Source organism: Citrobacter sp. Cpo045, assembly GCF_030332875.1.
GTDB classification, from domain to species: Bacteria; Pseudomonadota; Gammaproteobacteria; order Enterobacterales; family Enterobacteriaceae; genus Citrobacter; species Citrobacter portucalensis.
On sequence record NZ_JAOWGZ010000091.1, the window covers coordinates 425,403 to 449,270 of the forward strand.

General features: G+C 53.7%; 22 protein-coding genes. 9 read left to right on the forward strand and 13 right to left on the reverse strand.

The annotated features are described in order from the left end of the window. Positions 1–2 precede the first annotated feature (2 nt). Positions 3–3,779, reverse strand: coding sequence for an autotransporter assembly complex protein TamB (gene tamB / locus OGY13_RS10690; protein WP_213752391.1), 3,777 nt, complete (start codon positions 3,777–3,779; stop codon positions 3–5). Then, a complete protein-coding gene (gene tamA, locus OGY13_RS10695; protein WP_003025718.1) occupies positions 3,776–5,509 on the reverse strand; it encodes an autotransporter assembly complex protein TamA in 1,734 nt (577 codons plus the stop codon). The genes tamB and tamA overlap by 4 nt, the downstream gene beginning before the upstream one ends. A gap of 212 nt (positions 5,510–5,721) precedes the next feature. Here tamA and msrA point away from each other — a divergent pair, with 212 nt between their 5' ends. Together msrA and paeA are read left to right on the forward strand one after the other, a co-directional pair. Beyond that, positions 5,722–6,360: a peptide-methionine (S)-S-oxide reductase MsrA gene (gene msrA, locus OGY13_RS10700; RefSeq protein WP_213752392.1), complete on the forward strand. Its 639-nt coding sequence runs from the start codon at positions 5,722–5,724 to the stop codon at positions 6,358–6,360. Between the two features lie 272 nt (positions 6,361–6,632). Continuing rightward, entirely contained in the window at positions 6,633–7,973 is a 1,341-nt protein-coding gene (gene paeA / locus OGY13_RS10705; protein ID WP_003830418.1) for a polyamine export protein PaeA, read from the forward strand. 66 nt (positions 7,974–8,039) lie between these two features. Here the strand turns inward: paeA and OGY13_RS10710 are convergent, their stop codons facing one another. After that, entirely contained in the window at positions 8,040–8,246 is a 207-nt protein-coding gene (locus tag OGY13_RS10710; RefSeq protein WP_003025710.1) for a DUF1107 domain-containing protein, read from the reverse strand. A gap of 328 nt (positions 8,247–8,574) precedes the next feature. Between OGY13_RS10710 and OGY13_RS10715 the strand changes: the two genes are divergently transcribed. Beyond that, on the forward strand, positions 8,575–9,132 hold the full coding sequence (locus tag OGY13_RS10715; protein WP_003830421.1) for a YtfJ family protein: 558 nt from the start codon (positions 8,575–8,577) through the stop codon (positions 9,130–9,132). Here OGY13_RS10715 and cysQ read toward each other — a convergent pair. After that, positions 9,122–9,862 carry a 3'(2'),5'-bisphosphate nucleotidase CysQ gene (gene cysQ, locus OGY13_RS10720; protein ID WP_153753860.1) on the reverse strand — a complete coding sequence of 247 codons (741 nt, stop codon included), beginning with the start codon at positions 9,860–9,862 and terminating at the stop codon, positions 9,122–9,124. The genes OGY13_RS10715 and cysQ overlap by 11 nt on opposite strands. Positions 9,863–10,051: 189 nt before the next feature. Between cysQ and cpdB the strand changes: the two genes are divergently transcribed. Continuing rightward, positions 10,052–11,995 (forward strand): 2',3'-cyclic-nucleotide 2'-phosphodiesterase, encoded by a 1,944-nt coding sequence (gene cpdB, locus OGY13_RS10725; RefSeq protein WP_213752393.1) that lies wholly within the window; start codon positions 10,052–10,054, stop codon positions 11,993–11,995. A 47-nt stretch (positions 11,996–12,042) separates the two neighbouring features. Here the strand turns inward: cpdB and OGY13_RS10730 are convergent, their stop codons facing one another. Further along, positions 12,043–12,423 (reverse strand): winged helix-turn-helix transcriptional regulator, encoded by a 381-nt coding sequence (locus OGY13_RS10730; RefSeq protein WP_032934267.1) that lies wholly within the window; start codon positions 12,421–12,423, stop codon positions 12,043–12,045. A 90-nt stretch (positions 12,424–12,513) separates the two neighbouring features. On the opposite strand from OGY13_RS10730, the gene OGY13_RS10735 reads away from it, so the two are divergent. The 3 genes from OGY13_RS10735 (at position 12,514) to OGY13_RS10745 (ending at position 15,310) form a co-directional block, all read left to right on the forward strand. Beyond that, positions 12,514–13,362: an SDR family oxidoreductase gene (locus tag OGY13_RS10735; RefSeq protein ID WP_213752394.1), complete on the forward strand. Its 849-nt coding sequence runs from the start codon at positions 12,514–12,516 to the stop codon at positions 13,360–13,362. Between the two features lie 81 nt (positions 13,363–13,443). Next, the gene (locus OGY13_RS10740) at positions 13,444–14,268 is read left to right on the forward strand and encodes an AraC family transcriptional regulator (RefSeq protein WP_020996259.1); all 825 of its coding nucleotides are present in this window, start codon (positions 13,444–13,446) and stop codon (positions 14,266–14,268) included. A 76-nt stretch (positions 14,269–14,344) separates the two neighbouring features. Then, on the forward strand, positions 14,345–15,310 hold the full coding sequence (locus OGY13_RS10745; protein ID WP_125363035.1) for a DMT family transporter: 966 nt from the start codon (positions 14,345–14,347) through the stop codon (positions 15,308–15,310). A 68-nt stretch (positions 15,311–15,378) separates the two neighbouring features. On the opposite strand, the gene OGY13_RS10750 is transcribed toward OGY13_RS10745, so the two are convergent. Further along, complete coding sequence (locus tag OGY13_RS10750; protein WP_213752395.1) at positions 15,379–16,950, reverse strand: methyl-accepting chemotaxis protein; 1,572 nt, start codon at positions 16,948–16,950, stop codon at positions 15,379–15,381. Positions 16,951–17,194: 244 nt separating this feature from the next. Between OGY13_RS10750 and ytfE the strand changes: the two genes are divergently transcribed. After that, on the forward strand, positions 17,195–17,857 hold the full coding sequence (ytfE, locus tag OGY13_RS10755) for an iron-sulfur cluster repair protein YtfE (RefSeq protein WP_003025690.1): 663 nt from the start codon (positions 17,195–17,197) through the stop codon (positions 17,855–17,857). A 147-nt stretch (positions 17,858–18,004) separates the two neighbouring features. Here the strand turns inward: ytfE and cycA are convergent, their stop codons facing one another. Beyond that, positions 18,005–19,414 (reverse strand): D-serine/D-alanine/glycine transporter, encoded by a 1,410-nt coding sequence (gene cycA / locus OGY13_RS10760; RefSeq protein WP_008786019.1) that lies wholly within the window; start codon positions 19,412–19,414, stop codon positions 18,005–18,007. 308 nt (positions 19,415–19,722) lie between these two features. Further along, positions 19,723–20,343, reverse strand: coding sequence for a BamJ family beta-barrel-assembly machinery protein (gene bamJ / locus OGY13_RS10765; RefSeq protein WP_032934269.1), 621 nt, complete (start codon positions 20,341–20,343; stop codon positions 19,723–19,725). 219 nt (positions 20,344–20,562) lie between these two features. Here bamJ and OGY13_RS10770 point away from each other — a divergent pair, with 219 nt between their 5' ends. Continuing rightward, positions 20,563–21,213: a LysM-like peptidoglycan-binding domain-containing protein gene (locus OGY13_RS10770; RefSeq protein ID WP_032942177.1), complete on the forward strand. Its 651-nt coding sequence runs from the start codon at positions 20,563–20,565 to the stop codon at positions 21,211–21,213. Between the two features lie 64 nt (positions 21,214–21,277). Here the strand turns inward: OGY13_RS10770 and OGY13_RS10775 are convergent, their stop codons facing one another. The 5 genes from OGY13_RS10775 to rpsF all read right to left on the reverse strand — a co-directional run bounded on the left by OGY13_RS10775 (position 21,278) and on the right by rpsF (position 23,783). Next, positions 21,278–22,201 carry a DMT family transporter gene (locus OGY13_RS10775; RefSeq protein ID WP_008786017.1) on the reverse strand — a complete coding sequence of 308 codons (924 nt, stop codon included), beginning with the start codon at positions 22,199–22,201 and terminating at the stop codon, positions 21,278–21,280. Between the two features lie 142 nt (positions 22,202–22,343). After that, positions 22,344–22,793 carry a 50S ribosomal protein L9 gene (rplI, locus tag OGY13_RS10780; protein ID WP_003025676.1) on the reverse strand — a complete coding sequence of 150 codons (450 nt, stop codon included), beginning with the start codon at positions 22,791–22,793 and terminating at the stop codon, positions 22,344–22,346. A 41-nt stretch (positions 22,794–22,834) separates the two neighbouring features. Continuing rightward, the gene (gene rpsR / locus OGY13_RS10785) at positions 22,835–23,062 is read right to left on the reverse strand and encodes a 30S ribosomal protein S18 (RefSeq protein ID WP_000135199.1); all 228 of its coding nucleotides are present in this window, start codon (positions 23,060–23,062) and stop codon (positions 22,835–22,837) included. A gap of 4 nt (positions 23,063–23,066) precedes the next feature. Further along, positions 23,067–23,381 (reverse strand): primosomal replication protein N, encoded by a 315-nt coding sequence (gene priB / locus OGY13_RS10790; RefSeq protein WP_003025674.1) that lies wholly within the window; start codon positions 23,379–23,381, stop codon positions 23,067–23,069. Positions 23,382–23,387: 6 nt separating this feature from the next. Further along, the gene (gene rpsF, locus OGY13_RS10795) at positions 23,388–23,783 is read right to left on the reverse strand and encodes a 30S ribosomal protein S6 (protein WP_003025672.1); all 396 of its coding nucleotides are present in this window, start codon (positions 23,781–23,783) and stop codon (positions 23,388–23,390) included. Positions 23,784–23,868: the final 85 nt, after the last annotated feature.

Sequence of the window (23,868 nt, forward strand, 5' to 3'; positions counted from 1 at the left end):
TGCTAAAACTCGAACTGATAGAGCAAATCAAGTGCCTGATCTACGCCAGACACTGCTTCCAGATATAGCTTAGGCATCAGACGATAACGTAGCGTGAGTGTCGCTAAGGAGTCAAATATACCCACACCATATTTCACCTGCAGACCTGGCAGTACGTATCCGCTGACAACCACCTGAGATGAGTCGCCCACCCCTTGCGTGTCCAGAGCCAGATTGCTTACGCCAAATGTCTCCCCGATTTTACCCACAACCTGACCACTTTGTGCAACCCCCAGACCAATAAGCATTGAAGTCATCGCTGCGCTATCGCTCTGTTCGCTATCCAGCCCTTGTCCACGTAGCAGGTAGGAAAGCGCCATTTGCTGCGACATTGCCGGGTCGGAGAAGATCTCCGCCTTCGGTTCATCGGCGGTACCGGTGACGCGAACGCCAGCGATCACGTCGTCTTCGGTGGCATCTGGGTTACGAATCGCTTCGATGTTGAGCAACGGCTGATCCGGCGGACCGGAGAACAACAGCTCGCCCTTACGCACAATCAGATCCTGACCATAGGCGTGGAAACGACCGCTCGGAATATTAATTTGCCCGTTAAGCCCCAGACCTTGCTTATCCTGCACCACTTTCAGATCGCCCGTCAGACGCGCTTTCAGACCAAAGGCGTCAAGACGCACGTTGTTACCGACGTGGATATTCAGGTTGCTGTTGATCGGAATACCGGCGGTCTGCGGTTTCTCGGGCTGCAGGTTGTTGTTAAGCATAACCATATCGCTGGAAACCCCAACCGCACTTTCCGGCAGGTCATGTACCACGATACGCGCCCACGGCACATCCACGTTGCCATCGAGAGTAAACAGGCTCGGCGTGGCTTCAAAGACCACGTCCGGCGATACGTCGAGGCGGACCATCGGCGGTACGGTAATACGCACCCTGCTGCCTTTAGCCGCAACACGCGCCCGCCAGTTGTCTATCTGACTCCAGTCGGCATCGCCGCTCAGGTTAATTTCTCCCTGCTGCGTACGCACCACGCCCGCCAGCGTTGAGCGTGTTCCATTGAAGTTAACGGCTAACTGGCTTGGCTGCATGTCAAACGGCATGAAGTTACCGTCAATATCCAGACCACTCAGTTGCAGCTGTCCGAGCAACTGCGGGCTTTGCACATCGCCGCCCAGCCGCAGGTTGGCGTTGATCATCCCTGCCGCTTTTTCACCGCGCGAGAAGATAGGGTTCACCATCGCCAGATTGAAGTTGCGAATATTGACGTTACCGCCCAGATTACGACGCCCTTGCGGGTCCGTTACCTGCACCTGTCCGTCAAACTGCCCGTTGTTGGTCAGACGAATTAGCCAGCCCAACTCGGCACGGTTATTGTGCAGGTCGGCGGTCAGATTCAGCGTTTCAAACGCCACGGGGAGCGGGGCATCATTCACGCTTTGCGTGACCTTCACGTTACGTCCGCTCAGGGTGACCTGCCCCTGTGGCAGCCCCTCTTTGGTGGTATCCCAGCTCACATCAGCTTTGCCGGTGAACACACCGCTGGCCTGGGTTGTCTCCGGCATAAACGGTTTTAGCATCGCCAGGTCGAAGCGGTTAAGATTCACCACCGCGCGACCTTCTGCACCGGCATCAATGGTTTGTGGTACGCACAGCTCCGCATTCGGGTTGTTCCAGCAGTGCGGCCCGATACTAATTTTCTGTTCTTGATTACGATAATCCAGCGCGATAGCCCGGTTGAGCGACCACGGACCGACCGGCGTCTGGAAGCGGGTATTGCTTAACTCCCCTTTCCAGCGCTGTTCTTTGCGATCAAAGCTCCCGGCAAGATCCAGTTGCCCTGAAACCGGCTCACCCTGAATGCGTAACTGCAGTTCATGCTGCTTTTCACTGCCTTTGGCGTTGAGCGTCACCAGACCAATATTCACGTCAGGTTGTACAATCCGCTCTACGCGAACGTTGAGATTACCGGCGATTTGCTCGGCCGATTTCACATCGCCTTCGACGCGCACCTGAGCAACGGAAAGTTCCTGCCAGCGCAGACCACGGGCGGTAATATCCGCCAGCAGCTGCGGCGCTTCAACCGTACCGCGAACTTTTACCAGCCCTTTCGCCGTACCGCCCAGCCCCGGCAGCGCGTTATCCAGGCTTGGGGCATCAATCGTCGCGTCGAGGTTGAGGTCTTTAACCCCCAGTTCGCCTTTTACGTCCGCACTGTTGCGTCCCAGCTCCAGATGAAGGCCCGGAATCGTCCACTGCAGGTAGCTGTTCCCCTTCAGCGAGCCGTTCACATTGACCTTGTTCTGCTTCACGTTGCCGGTCAGCTTCAGCTCAGGAACTTCCATCTGCCAGCTTCCGCCGTACAGACTGCCGCGCGTTTTCACCAGGCCATTCAGTTTTGACGGCCAGTCCGGGATCGCTTTCGCGGTATTGATACCATCCAGCGTTAGCTCCCCGCGCCAGCTGATCGCCTGCTGCCAGTCCACCAGCGCTTTCAGCTCGGTTTTCCCTTCCAGCGCCGCAACGCTGAGTTTGTCGAGATTAATCTGCTGCTCGTTGCCTTTGGCATCCAGCGTGATGGTAGCCGGAGGAATATCCTGACCTTTCACGGCGGTACGCATCGACAGCGTATAGTCGGTCATCTTGCCGGTCAGTTTGAGCTTGATGTCATCGGCCTGGAACTGTTTCTCACCGGTAAACGGCCAGTAAACCTGCTTACTCACCACCTCAATGTTGAGCGGCAATCCGGCTTCTGCCAGGCGCGTCTGCGCACGCAGGTCCATATCTACCGGACCAGACAGATTGACGCCGACTTCCAGCTGTTCGCGCAGCGCGCCGCCAACCTTCAGCTTCACCTTTTCGCCTTTTAACGGGTCGATGTTTAGCGTGCTGTTTAACGTAATATCAACCGGCCACGTGTCGGTCAGTTGCGCCGTGCCGCTGGCTTTTACCGTTCCCTGATTCGAGTCGATATCCAGCGCGTCGAGCTTCATGTTGCCGTCTATGCTGCTCACTTTCAGCAGCATACTATGTACTGTTAAATCCGTATCCCCGGTCACACGCAGCTGCTCGCCGCGAAACTCTTCAATATTGAGATTGAGCGGCAGATGGACATCGGTCATTTCCGGCAGTACCGGCTTTGAGAACAGATCTTTTAGCGTTTCCCCGAGCGGCTTTTCATCCGGCTGCGGGTTTTGAATCTTCGGTTCGACAACCTCTTCCTGTGCCACTTCCGCCACTTTAGGCAGAGCAATCAGCAGCCCCTGTAATGACGTTGGCTTCAGCGTCAGCGTTTTTTCCTGCCAGTTCAGGCCGGAAGTAAAATCCAGCACTGAAACCGTGGTGTCATCGATTTTGATATTGATGTTGTTCAGCGCCACGCGCGAAAGCGTGATGGGGTAAGGCGTGGAAAGATTAAGCGGACCGCTCTCTTCTTCCTCAACCGGCGCGGATGGCGGCATCTTTTTGCTGTCGATCGCCACGTTGATGTTTTTCAGCTCCAGATCGTTGACGCACAGGCTGCTGTCCCACAGACAGTTAAGCCCCACGGCCAGATGCACTTCACCAGCATTCACCGCCACGCCAGGCTGGTCGTAGCGAATATTTTTGAGCGATAAATCCCGCCAGCCGCCGGTGACCTGACCAATTTCCAGACCCGGAACCCATCGATTAGCGGCTTTGAAGATCAGATGCAGGCCCGAGGTGGTACCGACGAGGAACGCCACCGAGCCTAACAACAGCAGGATAAAAATCAGCACGCCGAGGCTTATCTTCTTCCATAAACTCATAATTCAGGCCCCAGACCGATGTAAAACTGTAAACCATGTTCATCTTTGTCGCCGACCGGGACGGCAAAGTCGAGCTTGATAGGTCCAACCGGCGATTGCCAGCGTACGCCGACCCCGGCACCGGTTTTGAAATCGCTTCGGCGAATGTCGCTGACCGCTTCGCCGCTATCGACAAACATCGCCCCCCACCATTTACCGGTCACGTTGTACTGGTATTCCAGCGAGCCGGTTGCCAGCTTGGAGGCCCCTTTCAGCTTGCCGTCGCTGCCTTCCGGCGAAATAGATTTGTATTTGTAGCCGCGAATACTGCGATCGCCCCCGGCAAAGAAACGCAGGTCCGGCGGCACTTTGTCGAAGTCTCCGGTTTCAATCCAGCCGAGATTACCGCGCATCACAAAGCGATGCCTGTCGTACAGCGTGCGGATCCAGACGTTTTGCGCCTGGAAAACGGAGAAATCAACATCTGAACCCCAGGCCGTGTTCGAGTAATCAATAGAGTAGCGCTGGGAATCGCCCCAGACAGGCATCAGGCCGCCGCGTGAACGCGTCCGGCTGATCATCACGCCCGGATAGAGCAGCATAGTGGTGTTGGTGACATTACCCTGGGTAAAGTGGTCGAGGCTCCAGCGCAGGTTAATCGCGCGCTGCCAGCCGCTGGAGAGGTCCCAGTAACGGGAAACCGCAAGCGTTGTGGAATCCTGCTCGGTGTCGTTTAAATCGGTACGCTTAAAGCCGCCCTGTACCAGGTAATACTGCTCCAGCGGGTTCTTTAACAGCGGCATTTTATAGCTGAAATCAAGCACCTGCTCTGGCGCCGAGATACTGGCGCTGGTCGTCAGGCTGTGCCCGTAGGAGTTCATCCACGGCTTTTTCCACGAGGTCTTCACCCGTGGCCCGACGTCAGTTGAATAACCGACCCCGGTTTCGATGGTGTTTTCGGTTCGCGGTGAGACCACGCCTTTCAGGGGTAGCACCTTGGTTTTGCGGGCTTTATCAAACTCCGGTGCGACGACCACGGAATTAAACCATCCGGTCGCCGACAGACGACGGTTCAGTTCGCCCAGATCTTTCGACTCGTACTCTTCACCTTCTTTAAAGGGCACCAGATTTTGCAGATACTCATCGCGAATTTGCGAGCCTTCAAAGGTGACATGCCCAAAGCGATAGCGTTCGCCGCTGTTGTAATCGATATCCCAGAACGCCTGGCGACGCTCAAGCGCTATCCCGAGCTGGCTTTTATTAAATTCACTATCGAAGTAGCCTTTGCGCAGCGCCACGCTGGTGAGTGACTTTTTGAAGTTGTCATAGTCCCCCTGATTCAGCACGGTGCCGATTGCCGGGCGTGTTTTCAGCAGATCCAGATAATCTTTATCCGTACGCGCGCCACCGCGCAAAATCACCTCAGTGCCACCAATCAGCACCGGCTCGCCGGGGGTCACTTTGGCAATCAGCACCTGGCGGCCTTTTGCCGGCGGTGGACGCAGTTCAAAATCAATGGTCGGCTCAAAGTAGCCCAGCGCTTTTAGCCCTTCGCGGATGGCATCATCAACGCGCGCACGAAAGCGTCGGTCTGGAGTGACTTCATCACTTTGAATCGTGGACAGCTGCGCACGGACGTTTTTCTCCAGCGGTCCTGATAATCCTTCGACCTGTAAGCGAACATTCGCGGCGGCGGCGGAGCCACTTAAGCACAGTAATCCCACCCAACATAACTGACGGATATGTGGCACATTTTCTCCTGAATATCCTTTTTTCCCACCCCTGGAAAAAAATACTATGCCGTTCCTCGGCTTAACAAAAAATCAACAATAAGAGTTGAAAAACAGACGACAACCCAAATATTTCTTATGTTTAACTCTAGACGTATTCACGCCGTTTATTGTGGGCAAAGACGCGTCTCGTTACAACCTTAACCCAAATGACTGATTTCGGGAGAACGGCCATGAGTTTATTTGATAGAAAGCATCTTGTTACTCAAGCAGATGCGCTACCTGGACGCAACACCCCGATGCCAGTGGCAACGCTGCATGCGGTTAACCAACATTCGATGACCAACGTGCCCGACGGTATGGAGATAGCTTATTTCGCCATGGGATGCTTCTGGGGCGTTGAACGTTTATTCTGGTCATTACCCGAGGTATACAGCACCGCAGCCGGGTACACCGGCGGCTACACCCCAAACCCAACCTATCGTGAAGTGTGTTCTGGCGATACCGGGCATGCCGAAGCGGTACGCATCGTCTATGACCCGCATGTTATCAGCTACGAACAACTGCTGCAGGTGTTCTGGGAAAATCACGACCCGGCTCAAGGCATGCGTCAGGGGAACGACCAGGGCACGCAGTATCGCTCCGCCATTTACCCGTTAACGCCGGAACAAACCGCCGCCGCACAGGCCAGCCTTGAACGTTTTCAGGCAGCAATGACCGCCGCAGGCGACGAGCGCACCATTACCACGGAAATCACTACGGCAACCCCGTTCTATTATGCCGAGGACGATCACCAGCAGTATCTGCACAAAAATCCTTACGGATATTGTGGCATTGGTGGTATTGGTGTTTGCCTGCCCCCACAAGGATAATTTCCCCCTCTGGCGACTTTACAGTACCTTACGCTATACTAGCTTCTGAATTTACCGGCTCACTTCCACGAGCCGGTTTTCAATGAATATTCCATTGGATTTATACTCTAAGGATTTCGAGTTGCAGGCAGGCGGCAAACTCGTGAATCCCCAGGAGCATAGAGAACTATGTGACTGGGGTGAATGAGTGCAGCTAACTCACCTGCAGCTTGAAAGACGACGAGTATCAACTTCTCCCTTCCGAGGATCTGACCCGAACGGTCGGATAAGATATGTTAAACAGTATTTTAGTCATTCTCTGCCTGATCGCCGTGAGTGCGTTTTTCTCGATATCTGAGATCTCGCTTGCTGCATCACGCAAAATAAAACTTAAACTGCTTGCCGATGAAGGCAACGTAAACGCACAACGTGTTTTGAAGATGCAGGAAAACCCCGGCATGTTTTTTACCGTCGTGCAAATTGGCCTTAACGCGGTCGCCATTCTCGGCGGTATCGTCGGTGATGCAGCATTCTCCCCGGCGTTTTACAGCCTTTTCTCGAAGTACTTCACTCCAGAGCTGTCCGAACAGTTAAGCTTTATTCTGTCGTTCTCGCTGGTTACTGGCCTGTTCATCCTGTTCGCGGATTTAACCCCGAAACGCATCGGTATGATTGCGCCAGAAGCTGTGGCTTTGCGTATCATCAACCCGATGCGCTTCTGCCTGCTGGTCTTCCGCCCGCTGGTGTGGTTCTTTAACGGTCTGGCAAACAACATTTTCCGTCTGTTTAAGATCCCAATGGTGCGTAAAGACGACATCACCTCGGACGACATTTACGCCGTGGTCGAAGCGGGTGCGCTGGCGGGTGTTCTGCGCAAGCAGGAGCATGAGCTGATTGAAAATGTGTTCGAACTGGAATCCCGTACCGTCCCGTCTTCAATGACCTCGCGCGAGAATATTATCTGGTTCGATCTCCATGAAGATGAGCAAAGCCTGAAGAACAAGGTGGCGGAACATCCGCACTCCAAATTCCTGGTGTGTAACGAAGATATCGACCACATCATTGGTTATGTTGATTCAAAGGATCTCCTCAACCGCGTACTGGCAAACCAAAGCATGGCGCTGAACAGCGGCGTACAGATCCGCAATACGCTGATCGTCCCGGACACGCTGACGCTCTCTGAAGCGCTGGAAAGCTTCAAAACCGCAGGCGAAGACTTTGCCGTCATCATGAACGAGTACGCGCTGGTGGTGGGGATTATCACCCTCAACGACGTTATGACGACGCTGATGGGCGATCTGGTAGGTCAGGGTCTGGAAGAGCAGATTGTGGCACGTGATGAAAACTCATGGTTAGTCGACGGCGGTACACCGATTGATGACGTAATGCGCGTGCTGGATATCGACGAGTTCCCGCAGTCCGGCAACTATGAAACCATCGGCGGCTTTATGATGTTCATGCTGCGTAAAATCCCGAAACGCACCGACTCGGTGAAGTATTCAGGTTACAAATTTGAAGTGGTGGATATCGATAACTACAAGATCGATCAGCTGCTGGTGACGCGTCTGGACAGTAAACCTACCGTTCTGGTACCAAAACTGCCAGATGCAAAAGAAGAGGCAAAGGCGTCTTAACACCTTACAGAAACATCAACGGCTCCCATCAGGAGCCGTTTTTTTAACTACTGCATAGCACTTTGATCAAGCCATCTCAGTTTGCAGACGCAAGACCTGACGGTTAACTTCGGACATCACGGAAAAATGCAGTTTGTCCTTCACTTTTGGGATAAGAATCTTACCCTTATCAAATTCAAAAGCGCCTACATCCTTGATATATAACCGTCCACGAAACAGGATCTTCACGTACTTCGCCACCTGCAGCGGGTTGTATCGTTGGAAAATTTTCATTGTTGTCTCCTGCTGAGCATTACGCCTTTGCGGTACCACAATCGGTCCGACAATCCTCAGGCGCAAATTTTAATGCCCTATGACTATAGACTATCTCGTTGATGTTTCCAGCGTGTATAAGTTTATTTACCTTCAAGTTACAATTATTCAGAATTATCTTTTCAACGCTTCGCTGTCTTCAGTATAAGCCTTCATTTTTCGCAGGATTTGTGCGCCCGTCCGCAAACTGGCATCGCGCTTGCGGGAAAAAGCATCATTCGCACATATGATTAAATTCCAGACCCAAGTGGTCGGATCACCTGCAAAATAAAAGAAAGAAGGAAAACCTATGACCTTACGAAAACTGCTGGCGCTGTCGTGCCTGCTACTGCCGATGATTGCCTCCGCACATAAGTTTGAGACTGACCAGCGCGTACCGCCGGTGGGGATCGCCGATCGCGGCGAACTGATTCTCGATAACGATAAGTTTAGCTACAAAAGCTGGAATAGCGCGCAGTTGCCAGGCAAAGTGCGAATTGTGCAACACATTGCCGGACGCACCTCCGCCAAAGAGAAAAATGCGACGCTGATCGAGGCAATCAAAGCCGCCAACCTGCCGCACGACAAATACCAGACCACTACTATTGTCAACACGGATGACGCCATTCCCGGCTCCGGTATGTTTGTGCGCAGCAGTCTGGAGAGCAATAAGAAGCTCTACCCGTGGTCGCAATTCATTGTCGACAGCAATGGCATTGCGCGTAAAGCCTGGCAACTGGATGAAGAGAGTTCCGCTATCGTCGTACTCGACAAGGACGGACGCGTGCAGTGGGCAAAAGATGGCGCATTAACGCAGGAAGAGGTGCAGCAGGTAATTGCCCTGCTGCACAAATTACTCAGTAAATAGAGACGCGGAAGCCGGGGTTGAGGAACGATTCACGTGGGGTGTAATCCAGAGGTTTCCCCTGCCAGTCGTGAACGTGCGCTCCGGCTGCGGCGGCAACGGCATGACCAGCGGCGGTGTCCCACACGTTGGTTGGCCCAAAACGCGGATACAGCTGTGCGTGCCCTTCCGCCACCAGGCAGAACTTCAGCGATGAGCCAATCGAGGTGGTCTGGTGCTCGCCCAACTGTTGCAGATACTCTTTTAACTCATTGTCGGCATGCGAGCGGCTAATGACCACCAGCGGCGGACGCGCGTCACGAACCTGAATTTGTTTGCGTACGCCGCACTCTTCTTTCCACGCTTTACCTTCTGCTGCGCTGTACATCACTTTCATTACCGGCGCGTAAACCACGCCCAGAACCGGCTTTCCTTTCTCGATCAGCGCAATATTGACGGTAAATTCACCGTTACGCTTAATGAACTCTTTGGTCCCGTCCAGCGGGTCTACCAGCCAGTAGCGCTGCCAATGCTGGCGAACATCCCAGCCAGGAGGCGCCTCTTCAGACAGAACCGGAATATCCGGCGTCAGCGCCAGTAATCCTTCGAGGATCACCGTATGCGCGGCGATATCTGCCGCCGTGACCGGAGAATCATCCTGCTTGCTGGTAATCTCCATCGGTTTGATTCCATTGTAGACCTGCATAATGGCATCGCCCGCGTTCCGTGCAAGCTGGCATACATGTTCTAGCATTCTCCACCTCGTTTCTGTCAGTGGTGTTAACTCGTTGTTTTACTTATACCCGATCGTCAGGGGATCCGCCAACTGTGATAGCGTCTGCGGTTTTAAACGCTATATTCATGTCATGATTCACAGTTCTGTAAGCAAGAAGATTTATATACATTTTCTTTTGTGGCTTAGATCTTAAAAGGATGCCCCCTGATGATTAAGTTTAGTGCAACGCTTCTGGCAACGCTGATTGCAGCCAGCGTCAATGCCGCGACCGTCGATCTGCGTATAATGGAAACCACTGATTTGCATAGCAATATGATGGATTTCGATTATTACAAAGATACACCGACTGAAAAATTCGGTCTGGTACGTACGGCAAGTCTGATCAACGCTGCGCGTGGTGAAGTCAAAAACAGCGTGCTGGTTGATAATGGCGATCTGATTCAGGGCAGCCCGCTCGGGGATTACATGGCGGCCAAGGGGCTGAAAGCGGGCGAAACTCACCCGGTATATAAGGCGCTGAATACCCTGGATTACGCGGTGGGTAACCTCGGCAACCATGAATTCAACTACGGTCTGGAGTATCTGTACAACGCGCTGGCCGGGGCGAAATTCCCTTACGTTAACGCCAATATCATCGACGTTAAGACCAAGAAGCCGCTATTTACGCCTTACTTGATCAAAGACACTGAGGTGGTCGACAAGGAAGGGAACAAGCAAACGCTGAAGATTGGCTATATTGGCTTTGTGCCACCGCAGATTATGACCTGGGATAAAGCCAACCTCAGCGGCAAAGTCACGGTGAACGACATTACGGAAACTGCACGCAAATACGTTCCGGAAATGAGAGAAAAAGGCGCCGATGTCGTGGTGGTGGTTGCTCACTCCGGGCTTTCTGCCGACCCATATCAAACGATGGCGGAAAACTCCGTTTATTACCTCAGCGAAGTACCGGGCGTGGATGCCATTATGTTTGGTCACGCTCACGCCGTCTTCCCGGGTAAAGACTTTGCCAATATTAAAGGCGCAGATATCACAAAAGGTACGCTGAATGGGGTTCCTGCTGTGATGCCGGGTATGTGGGGCGATCACCTGGGCGTGGTGGATTTAGTGCTGAATAACGACAGCGGTAAATGGCAGGTCACTCAGGCGAAAGCCGAGGCGCGCCCGATCTATGACGCCGCAGCCAAAAAATCACTGGCAGCAGAAGACAAAAAAATCGTTGAGATCCTGAAAGCCGATCACGACGCCACGCGTGAGTTTGTCAGCAAACCGATCGGTAAATCCGCCGACAACATGTACAGCTATCTGGCGCTGGTACAGGATGACCCGACCGTACAGGTGGTGAACAACGCGCAGAAAGCCTATGTGGAACACTTTATTCAGGGCGATCCGGATCTGGCAAAACTGCCGGTACTTTCCGCCGCCGCGCCGTTTAAGGTCGGTGGACGCAAGAACGATCCGGCAAGCTTCGTAGAAGTCGAAAAAGGCCAGTTAACCTTCCGTAACGCCGCTGATTTGTATCTTTATCCCAACACCCTGGTGGTAGTGAAAGCCAGTGGCAAAGAGGTGAAAGAGTGGCTGGAATGTTCCGCCGGGCAGTTCAATCAGATTGATATCCACAGCAGCAAACCACAGTCGTTGATTAACTGGGATGGCTTCCGTACCTATAACTTCGACGTGATTGACGGCGTGAATTATCAGATTGATGTTTCACAACCTGCTCGCTACGACGGTGAATGTCAGACCATTAACCCGAAAGCGGAACGTATTAAAAATCTGACCTTTAACGGCAAACCAATCGATCCGAATGCCACCTTCCTCGTCGCGACCAACAACTACCGCGCCTACGGCGGTAAGTTTGCCGGAACCGGCGACAGCCACATCGCGTTTGCTTCTCCGGATGAAAACCGCTCGGTGCTGGCGGCCTGGATTGGTGCTGAGACGAAGCGTGCCGGTGAAATTCACCCGGCGGCAGATAACAACTGGCGTCTGGCGCCAATTCATAGCGATACACCACTGGATATTCGCTTTGAAACATCACCGTCTGATAAAGCCGCGGCATTTATTAAAGAGAAAGGCCAGTATCCGCTGAAGAAAGTCGCGACCGATGACATCGGTTTCGCTATTTATCAGCTGGATTTAAGTAAGTAATTTTCGTGCCGGATGCGGCGCAATAGCGTCTTATCCGGCCTACAAAACTACGCAGCCCGTTCGTCCCGCTGCGCTAAAACCTGCGGCAAATTCAGTTCTATCCAGTCCGCCAGCGCGGCGACTTTATCGCTCACCTGCTCACCCAACGGCGTCAGGCTATACTCCACGTGCGGCGGCACCACCGGATACGACACCCGATTGATAAACCCGTCATGCTCTAACGCTTGCAGGGATTGCGCCAGCATCTTTTCACTGACCCCGCCCATCTTACGGCGCAAATCGCTGAAACGGTGCGTACCGTCGCGCAGCGCCACCAGAATCAACACGCCCCAGCGGCTGGTGACGTGTTTTAACACCTCACGGGAGGGACACTGTTCGGCAAACAAGTTGCCATCGCGTAACTGCTGGGAGAGCGTCGAAGCTGTCATTTTCATACTAACCTTTTTGTGCGTACTTACTAAAAGTTAGTTTAGGTGTTAGCGTGATTAAACACAAGACCAATACCAAGGAGTCACTCCATGATCGCAATTACCGGCGCCACCGGCCTACTGGGCCAACACGTTATTGAATCTCTGCTGAAAACCGTTCCTGCCAGCCAGATTGTGGCAATTGTGCGTAATCCCGCTAAAGCGACGGCGCTTAGCCAGCAGGGCATTACCGTTCGTCAGGCGGATTACAGCGATGAAGCCGCCTTGACGGCTGCCTTACAGGGCATCGACAAGCTACTGCTAATCTCCTCCAGCGAAGTGGGACAACGTGCCCCGCAGCATCGTAACGTGATCAACGCAGCGAAAGCCGCGCACGTGAAATTCATCGCCTACACCAGCCTGCTGCACGCCGACACCTCCCCGCTGGGGCTGGCTGATGAGCATGTGGCAACCGAGAAGATGCTGGCTGAATCCGGTATCGCCTACGCGCTGCTGCGTAACGGCTGGTACACCGAAAACTATCTCGCCAGCGCACCGGCTGCACTGGAACACGGCGTGTTTATCGGGGCTGCAGGTGAAGGCAAAATCGCCTCAGCGACCCGCGACGACTATGCCGCTGCCGCCGCGCGCGTCATCAGTGAAGACGGTCACGCCGGTAAAACTTATGAACTGGCGGGCGACGCAGGCTGGACCCTGAGCCAGTTGGCTGCCGAGCTGGCAAAACAGAGTGGTAAAAAAGTGGTGTATCAGAACCTGAGCGAAGCAGATTTTGCCGCCGCGCTAAAAGGTGTAGGCCTGCCTGCCGGGCTGGCGGACATGCTGGCTGACTCAGACACTGGCGCCTCCAAAGGTGGTCTGTTCGACGACAGCCATACGCTGAGCAAACTGATTGGTCGCCCGACCACCTCGTTGGCTGACAGCGTCAAAGGCATCGTGTAAGTGTTAAAAATTAGTTAATTGTGGTGGCATCCCCGCGCATCCTCTCTGATAATGACAGGATGATGCGTGGGGAGAGAAAACGTGCAAGGTGTACCTGAGCAGTTTATTGATGAGAAAGACAGCGCCCGCTTTCGCCATCTGGCGCAGGTGCCGGGCGTTGAGCTGTATCATGCACACATCTCGCGTTACGCTTTCGAGCCGCACACCCATGAAGCGTTTGGCATTGGCGCGATAGAAGCCGGAGCCGAACGTTTTCGCTATCGCGGCACGCAGTATGTTGCCCCCGCCCATTCCGTCGTCACCATGAATCCCGATGAGCTGCATACCGGCGAAGCCGAAACCGCCGACGGCTGGCGCTATCGGATGATTTATCTTGAACCCGACCTTCTGGAAGAGGTCACCGGGATCCGCCACTGGTGGTTTCATGACGTAACGCGTCACGATCCGCTGCGCTCGCGCCAGATCTGCTCGCTGATCCACGGCCTGTGGAACACTGAAGATCCGCTGGCGCAAAAAGGCCTTCTACTCGATCTGATCGACACGTTCCAGCCGCTGGCCCGCCATGCGCCAGTATTAACGGAGGGGGCGCATCGCTTTGAACGGGTACGTGAGTATCTGCACGATAATTATATGCATCCGGTCACGCTCGACGAGCTGGCGCGGGTTGCATCGCTGAGTCCCTGGCATTTTCAGCGCCAGTTTAAGTCTCATTTCCACGTCACGCCGCACCAGATGCTGATGGCGATCCGGTTGTGGCGAGCCAAAGGTTTTCTCACTTACGGTATGCCCGCCGCAGAGGTCGCCGCCGCAACCGGCCTCACCGACCAGTCGCATCTCACCCGCGCGTTTACCCATCGCTACGGCATTACGCCGGTGCGTTATCAGAAACAAGTCGTCCGGCGTTGATCAGCAATCTCATACAATACGGCAGCATTTTTCCTGCCTACACTCGACGTATTGTTAAACGATGTGGATGTCCAAAATGATTAGCGGTGTGTTGTATGCCCTGTTGGCCGGGCTGATGTGGGGATTAATTTTTGTTGGACCGCTGATCGTACCGGAATACCCGGCGGTATTGCAGTCGATGGGGCGTTATCTGGCGCTGGGGCTGATCGCATTGCCGATTGCCTGGCTGGGACGTGCGCGCCTGCGTCAACTCGTGCGGAAAGACTGGGTAACTGCGCTGACGCTAACAATGATGGGGAATCTGATTTATTACGTTTGCCTGGCAAGCGCCATCCAGCGCACCGGCGCACCGGTCTCCACGATGATTATTGGTACATTGCCGGTGGTGATCCCGGTCTTCGCTAACCTACTCTACAGCCAGCGTGACGGCAAATTATCATGGTGGCGTCTGTCGCCTGCGCTGGTATTGATTGGTATAGGACTGCTGTGCGTGAATATCTCGGAGCTGAATCAGGGGTTACCAGACTTTAGTGGCTGGCGTTATGGTTCCGGCATCGCGCTGGCGCTTGTCTCGGTGGTGTGTTGGGCATGGTATGCGCTGCGTAATGCCCGCTGGCTGCGCGAGAACCCGGATAAGCACCCGATGATGTGGGCGACGGCCCAGGCTCTGGTAACGTTGCCCGTTTCTCTGCTCGGTTACATTGCCGCCTGCCTGTGGCTGAACGGGCAAACACCGGACTTCGCTCTACCCTTCGGTCCGCGTCCGGGCGTGTTTATCGGTCTGATGATAGCCATTGCGGTATTGTGTTCGTGGGTTGGCGCACTGTGCTGGAACGTCGCCAGCCAAAAATTGCCGACGGTGATCCTCGGCCCGTTGATTGTCTTCGAAACGCTGGCTGGCCTGTTGTACACCTTTATTCTGCGCGAGGAATTTCCACCTCTGCTGACGGTTAGCGGTATTGCGCTGCTGATGGTTGGGGTGGTGATAGCCGTCAGAGCCAAGCCGCAGAAACTGAGCGTCGTGGTAGTTTCACAATCATAATATGCCGGATGGCGCTGCTTATCCGGCCTACAAGGACTGTACGATCTCATGTAGGCCGGATAAGGCGTTTACGCCGCCATCCGGCGCGACACCTTAAACACCGCTACCGTCTGGTTCAACCGTGCGGCCTGCTCTTCAAGCGCTGCAGCGGCGGAAGCGGACTCTTCTACCAGCGAGGCGTTTTGCTGCGTGACGCGATCCATTTCGGCAACCGCCTGGCCTACCTGATCGATACCCCGACTTTGTTCATCAGAAGCTGAGGCAATCTCCCCCATGATGTCGGTCACGCGGGTCACGGCGCTAACTATTTCCGCCATCGTTTCACCCGCTTCATGCACCAGCGCCGTACCGGCATTGACCCGATTCCCTGAGTCATCTATCAGCGCTTTGATCTCCTTCGCCGCCTGAGCGCTACGCTGCGCCAGCGTCCGAACCTCGCCTGCGACCACGGCAAATCCGCGCCCCTGCTCGCCCGCACGCGCCGCTTCCACCGCCGCGTTTAGCGCAAGGATATTGGTCTGGAAGGCAATACCGTCGATAACATTGGTAATTTGCGCGATTTTGCTGGAACTGGTGGCGATTTCATCCATCGTACGCACCACACCATCAACCACGGTTCCGCCTTTTTGCGCCGTCTGTGAAGCATTTTTTGCCAGACTGGTCGCCTGACGCGCGTTATCTGCGTTCTGTCTCACGGTTGCGGTAAGTTGTTCCATGCTGGCTGCGGTCTCTTCCAGAGAGGCGGCCTGCTGCTCGGTACGTGAAGAGAGATCGTTACTGCCTGCGGCGATTTCACCCGCACCGGTATAGATGGTATCGGCCCCGTCACGCACCACGCTGACCGTATTCGCCAGCGCCTGCTGCATGTCACGGACGTTACTTGCCAGCAGCGCCATTTCATTGCTGCCATCGGCGCTGATGGGGTGCGTCAGGTCACCGGCGGCAATGTGGCGAATATGTCCCATCACCTCGTGGAGCGGCTTGAGCAGCACTCGCTGCATCGCCAGCCAACTGGCGATAATCACGGTGACGACAATCAGCATCACCACGGACAGCAGCCAGATTATCTTCTGGTAATCACTCTCATTGTCCTGCACTCCGGCAGCGGCCAGCGCCGTTTGCGCGCTACGCCATTCCCGATAAACTTCCTGCATGGCCGTTTGCTTTTGCTCGGCATTCTGCTTGAACATCTCTTCCAGCTTTCCTTCAGCCAGCAGCGCGTTCATTTTTGCCAGCGTCGCAGAATAGATGCCGTACTGCTCTTCCAGTCGATCGGCCAGATGCTCATCCAGCCCCGGCGTTTCCGGCAGAGCGTAGTATTTATCGTAATGCTCTTTCGATTCGGCCAACAGGCGATTTGCCGTGTTCACCAGCTCCTGCAACTGACCGCCGTTAATATCGCTGGCCATCGTTCCCTGTAAACGCAGCATGCCCCGGTTGAGCGTGACGCGAGCCTGGTTCAGGCTAATCCACGCATCGGTAAACTCGGCCACGTTCTGGCTGGAAAGTTGAGACACGTTAAAGTTCTGCTTATCGTTATTGAGTGCGCCAATAAAGACGCCCGCGGAGATGAGCTGCATTGCGCCCAGCGCGAGTAACACGGTGATAAGTAAGGTTATCACTTTGATTCGTTTGAACATCTGTAGCCTTTTATTATGCAGGTATTGTCTGAGGTCTAACTATCGGCAGCGGCGTGCGCTTATTTAATCCTGTCGTGCGGCTTTTTTCGCCGTACTTCTCCTTTCCAATAAGATTCAGCATCTTAACGAGATAAGAAATTTTCGTGACGCTCATCACAAAACACCCCACCCCGAAAGGGTTATATCCTTCGTCATAAGTTGCATTTAAAATACATCTTATATTATTGAGAATGAGGTAACGGCAATGTCTTATCGCGATCAACCTTTAGGTGAACTGGCGCTCTCTATTCCTCGCGCTTCGGCCCTGTTTCGTAAATACGATATGGATTACTGCTGCGGCGGTAAGCAAACGCTGGCACGCGCTGCCGCGCGTAAAGAGCTGGATTTAGACGTTATTGAGGCGCAGCTCGCGCAGCTGGCTGAACAGCCGCTGGAGAAAGACTGGCGTACCGTGGCTCTGGCTGAAATCATCGACCATATCATCGTGCGTTATCACGACAGACACCGCGAACAGCTGCCGGAGCTGATCCTGCAGGCCACTAAAGTTGAACGCGTTCACGCAGACAAACCGAACGTACCGCGCGGTCTGGCGAAAAACCTGACCATGCTGCATGAAGAGCTGTCCAGCCACATGATGAAAGAAGAACAGATCCTGTTCCCGATGATCAAACAGGGCATGGGTAGCCAGGCGATGGGGCCAATCAGCGTGATGGAAAGCGAACATGACGATGCGGGTGAACTGGTGGAAGTGATCAAACACATCACCCATAACGTAACGCCGCCACCAGAGGCCTGCACCACCTGGAAAGCCATGTATAACGGCATTAACGAGATGATTGACGACCTGATGGAACACATCAGCCTGGAAAACAATGTGTTGTTCCCGCGTGCCCTCGCAGGTGAATAAAAAAGCCCGGTGGCGCTAGCGCTTACCGGGCCTACAACGACCTCGAACGTAGGCCTGATAAGGCGAAGCCGCATCAGGCAATCCCGCCAGCATAGTGCCGGATGCGGCGTAAACGCCTTATCCGGCCTACATCTCACGTCTTAGCGATTAACGCACGCCTGCCATACGTTTCTTACCGATAAACAACCAGCCCAGACCCAGCGCGATGAACCACAACGGCGTGACGATCAGCGCCTGACGGGTATCATCTTCCAGCGTCAGCAGTACCAGTACGAAGACGAAAAACGCCATACATACCCAGCACATAAGCTTGCCTAACGGCATCTTGTAGATTGATTTTTCATGCAGGTGAGGACGTTGCTTGCGGTACACCAGGTACGAGCAAAGAATGATGGTCCAGACGAACATGAACAAAATCGCAGATACGGTGGTGATCATGGTGAAGGCGCCAATCACACTCGGGTTCACGTACAGCATCACCACGCCGCCCAGCAGACAGATACAGGAGAAGGTTAAACCCTTCGCCGGAACTGCGCGTTTAGACAGCTTGGCAAACGCTTTAGGCGCAACGCCTTCCTGCGCCAGACCGAACAGCATACGGCTGGTAGAGAACACGCCGCTGTTTGCAGAAGAGGCAGCTGAAGTCAGCACCACAAAGTTGATCAGGCTCGCCGCAGCAGGCAGACCAACCAGCACAAACAGTTCAACGAATGGGCTCTTGGTTGGTACTACCGAGCTCCACGGTGTAACGGACATAATCACGATCAGCGCGAACACGTAGAACATGATGATACGGATTGGAATCGAGTTAATGGCGCGCGGCAGAGATTTCTCCGGATCCTTGGTTTCTGCTGCGGTCGTACCCACCAGCTCAATACCCACAAATGCGAACACCGCTATCTGGAAGCCGGCAAAGAAGCCGCTCAGACCTTTCGGGAACCAGCCACCGTCATTCCACAAGTGCGTAAACGATGCCTGAACGCCGGTTGGCGACTGGAAGTGCGTCAGCACCATCACCAGACCGACGACAATCAGGCCGATAATGGCAACGATTTTGATCATCGCGAACCAAAACTCCATCTCACCGAACATTTTTACGGTGGCGAGGTTAAGGCTCAGCAGTAGCACGATCACCGCCAGCGAGGCGACCCAGTCTGAGAGTTCGGGGAACCAGAATTGCGCATACGCGGTAATCGCGACAACGTCTGCCATCCCGGTAACGACCCAGCAAAACCAGTAGGTCCAACCGGTAAAATACCCGGCCCATGGCCCGAGCAGGTCAGAGGCAAAATCACTAAACGATTTGTACTCCAGATTCGAGAGCAGCAATTCACCCATTGCGCGCATCACGAAAAACAGCATAAAACCGATGATCATATACACAAAGATGATCGACGGTCCGGCGAGACTGATGGTTTTACCGGAGCCCATAAACAGGCCAGTACCGATAGCGCCACCAATAGCAATAAGTTGAATATGACGGTTTGTGAGATTGCGCCGTAGCGACTGTTCAGACGACGCCTCTTCAGCGGTGTCGACTTTTACCTGATCTACCATGTTTTTTCTTCCTGTACCTGTCTGTGTTGTTCAGGCTCTACGGCCTTTAGTGTGTCTATGATACGACGATCCTGTTATCAGGACTCATCGATATTAGGTAAGAATTGGCGGGATGAATACTAAGATTTAGATATAATGTTAATTTAATGTTTAAAGTGAGTGTCATATCACTCTGATAGCGCGAATCAGCTCACAAAAATACACGCTGATGGGGCATTTGCAAGATAAAATATCGACAACGACGTAACTATAGCTTTTCACGCTATTTTTTTGCTCCCCCCGGCTTCGGGGGGAACAGAAGTCACTGCTTACAGGATCTCAAGCAGCTCAACTTCGAACACCAGCGTGCTGAACGGAGGAATGGACGCGCCAGCGCCACGCTCGCCGTAAGCCAGTTCCTGAGGAATAGTCAGTTCCCATTTGGAACCTACCGGCATCAGGGTCAGCGCTTCAATCCAGCCTGGGATTACGCCGTTAACCGGGAATTCAGCCGGTTCGCCACGTGCGACAGAGCTGTCAAACACGGTACCATCGATCAGCTTACCGGTGTAGTGCACGCGAACGCGGTCAGTACGTGCCGGAATAGCACCTTCACCCTGGGTCAGAACACGGAACTGCAAACCAGATTCAGTGCTGTTCACACCGTCTTTCTCACGGTTTTCTTCCAGATATTTGACGCCATCAGCCGCCATAGCCTGGAAACGCTCGCGACGAACTGCATCAGCACGTTCGTGGATTTCACGCAGTGCGCGATGCACAACATCAACCGGCACTGCCGGGTGCTTACCTTCCAGCGCGTCAGCGATACCCGCTACCAGCGCTTCAGGCAACAGTCCTTCCAGTCCGGATTCGCTCAGCTGTTGTCCTACCTGCAAACCAATGCCGTAGCTTGCTTGCGCTTCGATAGTGTCAAAAGTCGGGTTAGCCATCATATTTCCTTTCATCGGATGTAAAGTAGCGGGCAGCATATCAGCCATGCCGCATCCGGTAAAACTTTGTCTCGGGAACAGATGACAAATCGCGAGGAAACATAAACAATAGGAATATCCCGCGTTGACGTCACGAAAGCGGGTAATATGACGAACATCATAGCGTTAGCCATCTATACTCTATGATCGAGGAACGAGACGCGGAGCAGGAGGAAAGCCATGCCCGGGCGCTTTGAATTAAAACCAACCCTGGCGAAAATCTGGCATGCACCGGACAATTTTCGCATTATGGACCCGCTACCGCCTATGCACCGCCGCGGCATTATTATTGCTGCTATTGTGTTGGTGATAGGTTTCCTGCTCCCTTCCAGTGACACCAGCGATACCCCTGTGGTGACGCGTACTGCCCAGCTGGATTTACAGTCACAATCGCAGCCACCGACCGAGGCTCAGCTGCAGGCACAGCTTGTCCCGCCGCAAAATGATCCCGGCCAGGTCGCTCCGGTTGCGCCAGAGCCAATCCAGGAAGGAGAACCTGATGCCCAGCCTCAGGTCCAGCAATCTCAGCCGCAGACACAACCTTTCCAACAGGATAGCGGAATTGACCAGCAGTGGCGCTCCTACCGCGTAGACTCAGGTAAAACGCTGGCGCAGGTATTCCGTGACCATAACCTCCCGCCAACCGATGTGTATGCGATGGCACAGGTTGAAGGCGCCGGAAAACCACTGAGCAATCTGAAAGACGGTCAGATGATACAGATCAGGCAGAATGCCAATGGCGTGGTGACGGGATTAACCATTGATACCGGGAATGGTCAGCAGGTACTGTTTACCCGCCAGCCTAACGGCAGTTTTATCCGCGCCCGTTAAGCACTGTGACCCCGCGATTCCAGGCCTGATAAGAGATAGCGCCATCAGGCATCAAGGTGAAACGTCAGCGTTTCACCTTGTTCACCCACCAGATCCCCGAACACACCAGCACCAGCGCTACCGCATATTTCCATTCGAGAATGTTTTCACCGAGGAATATTGCCGACAGCACTGCACCCGAAACCGGGATCAGGAAGTTAAACGGCGCAATCATCCCCACGCGATTATGCTTGAGCAGAATACTCCACAAGGCGAAAGCGACCGAAGAGAGTAACGTCAGGTAGCCGAGAATCGCCACCGAAGACGCACCGTGTACGGTTAGCGTGCCGCCAAAAGCGTAGCCGCCGATAACCAACGCCAGGCCGCCACCGCCCAACTGGTACCCTGTCATTACCGTCGGGTCCACCGTCTGAGAAATACGTTTTCCATATAGCGTGGCAGCAGAGAGAATAAAGGCTGCCATCACTACTGAGCCGTCTCCTAACAGGCTGAAGCTAAAATCCATTCCGCTGCTAAAGTTCACCACCATTACACCGGTAAAGCCCAGAATACAGCCCAGCGCTTTGTTGTAGCTCAGTTTGTCGTTATGGTAGATAAAATGGGCCAGCAGCACGCTGAAGAAGGTCCCGGTCGCATTCATGATGGACCCTTTCACTCCCGTCGTGAACGCCAGGCCAATGTAAAAGAAGATGTATTGCAGCGAGGTTTGCGTTAGCCCCAACAGCGTGAGTTGGCCGTACTGACGCGGGCTTAACCGGCCAATCGGTTTACGCTGCGCTACCGCCAGCAGTAGCAGCAATAATCCCGCAAACAGAAAGCGATATCCGGCAAAGACAATCTTTGAGGGAATGTCATCCGTGGCAATCTGGAAGATCTCATATCCGCTTTTGATCGCCGGATAGGCGCTCCCCCACAACAGACAGCAGAACGCTGCGCTCAGGTAGACAACATTTTTACGCGCAAACAGAGGTTGGTGCGTTGGTTCCATTCCATCACCACTTTGAAATAATGTTTTATTTTTGTGATTATCCCGAAAAGGATAAAGAATAGCCAGAGAGAAAAGCGGGGGAACAGAAAAGCAAAACGCCGGCACAGGGCCGGCGCTTTTACGCGGTCATCAGAATAAAAACTTATTCTGCAACTACGTTTACAGTCAGCTTAGCAAACACTTCGCTGTGAACCTGGAAGCTCACTTCGTGCTCGCCAGTGGTACGCAGAACGCCGTTCGGCAGACGAACTTCGCTCTTAGCTACTTCAACGCCAGCTGCAGTTACAGCGTCAGCGATGTCGCGAGTACCGATGGAACCGAACAGTTTACCTTCGTCGCCAGCTTTAGACGCGATGGTTACGGTTTCCAGTGCGTTGATTTTCTCAGCACGAGCTTCAGCAGCGGACAGAACGTCAGCCAGTTTAGCTTCCAGCTCAGCGCGACGCGCTTCGAAAAATTCAACGTTTTTCTTGGTAGCAGGAACAGCTTTACCCTGTGGTACCAGGAAGTTACGAGCATAGCCCGCTTTAACGTTAACCTGATCACCCAGGCTACCCAGGTTTGCTACTTTATCAAGCAGAATAACTTGCATTACCTTATCCTCTCAAAGTCGTATTAATGGACCGTGACCGATTACTGATGACGATCAGTGTACGGCAGCAGGGACAGGTAGCGAGCGCGTTTGATAGCGCGAGCCAGCTGACGCTGGTATTTTGCACGGGTACCGGTGATACGGCTTGGGACAATCTTACCGCTTTCGGTGATGTAGTTTTTCAGCGTAGCGATATCTTTATAGTCGATCTCTTGAACGCCTTCCGCGGTGAAACGGCAGAACTTGCGACGACGGAAATAACGTGCCATATGGCTAGTCTCCAGAATCTATCAATTCAATCTGCTCGGCATGCAGAACCATTTTGCTCAGGCCGTTCTTTGCCTTGTGGCAAGAGATGAACCCCTGAACGGTCACTGCGCTACCGACCGTTATACTGTGAGTAATGGCCTGGTTTTCGTGTCCGCTAATAATCACGGGCATTTGGCACCACGCCTGCCGGTGAAACCCGGCTTCCTCCTGCACAGAACGATGCTCAAGCACGAACTGGCAATGAGGAATTCCTGATGGACTGACCTTTCGAAGGGGGGCCCTGCACACAGTGCCGGACAACGCCAGACGGTTGGTCATCAGAAATTACTCTTCAGAATCCCCAGCTTCAGCATCATCTGCGGTTTCGTTAGCGAAATCATCGCGACGTTCACGACGCTCGTCTTTCGCTTTAACCATCGGAGATGCTTCGGTAACAGCGTGTTTAGTACGCATAACCATGCTGCGGATAACGGCATCGTTGAAGCGGAAGGTAGTTTCCAGCTCATCGATCACTTCCTGCGGCGCTTCAACGTTCATCAGAACGTAGTGAGCTTTGTGCAGTTTGTTGATCGGGTAAGCCAGCTGACGGCGGCCCCAGTCTTCCAGACGGTGGATCGTGCCTTCTGCACCAGTGATGGCAGCAGTGTAGCGTTCGATCATACCCGGAACCTGTTCGCTCTGGTCAGGATGGACCATAAAAACGATTTCGTAATGACGCATCGAATTGCTCCTTACGGATTATTCAGCCTCCTGTCTGGGTCAGCCGAGGCCCATGGAGGCAAGGAACGTGTTAAAGGTCGGCTGA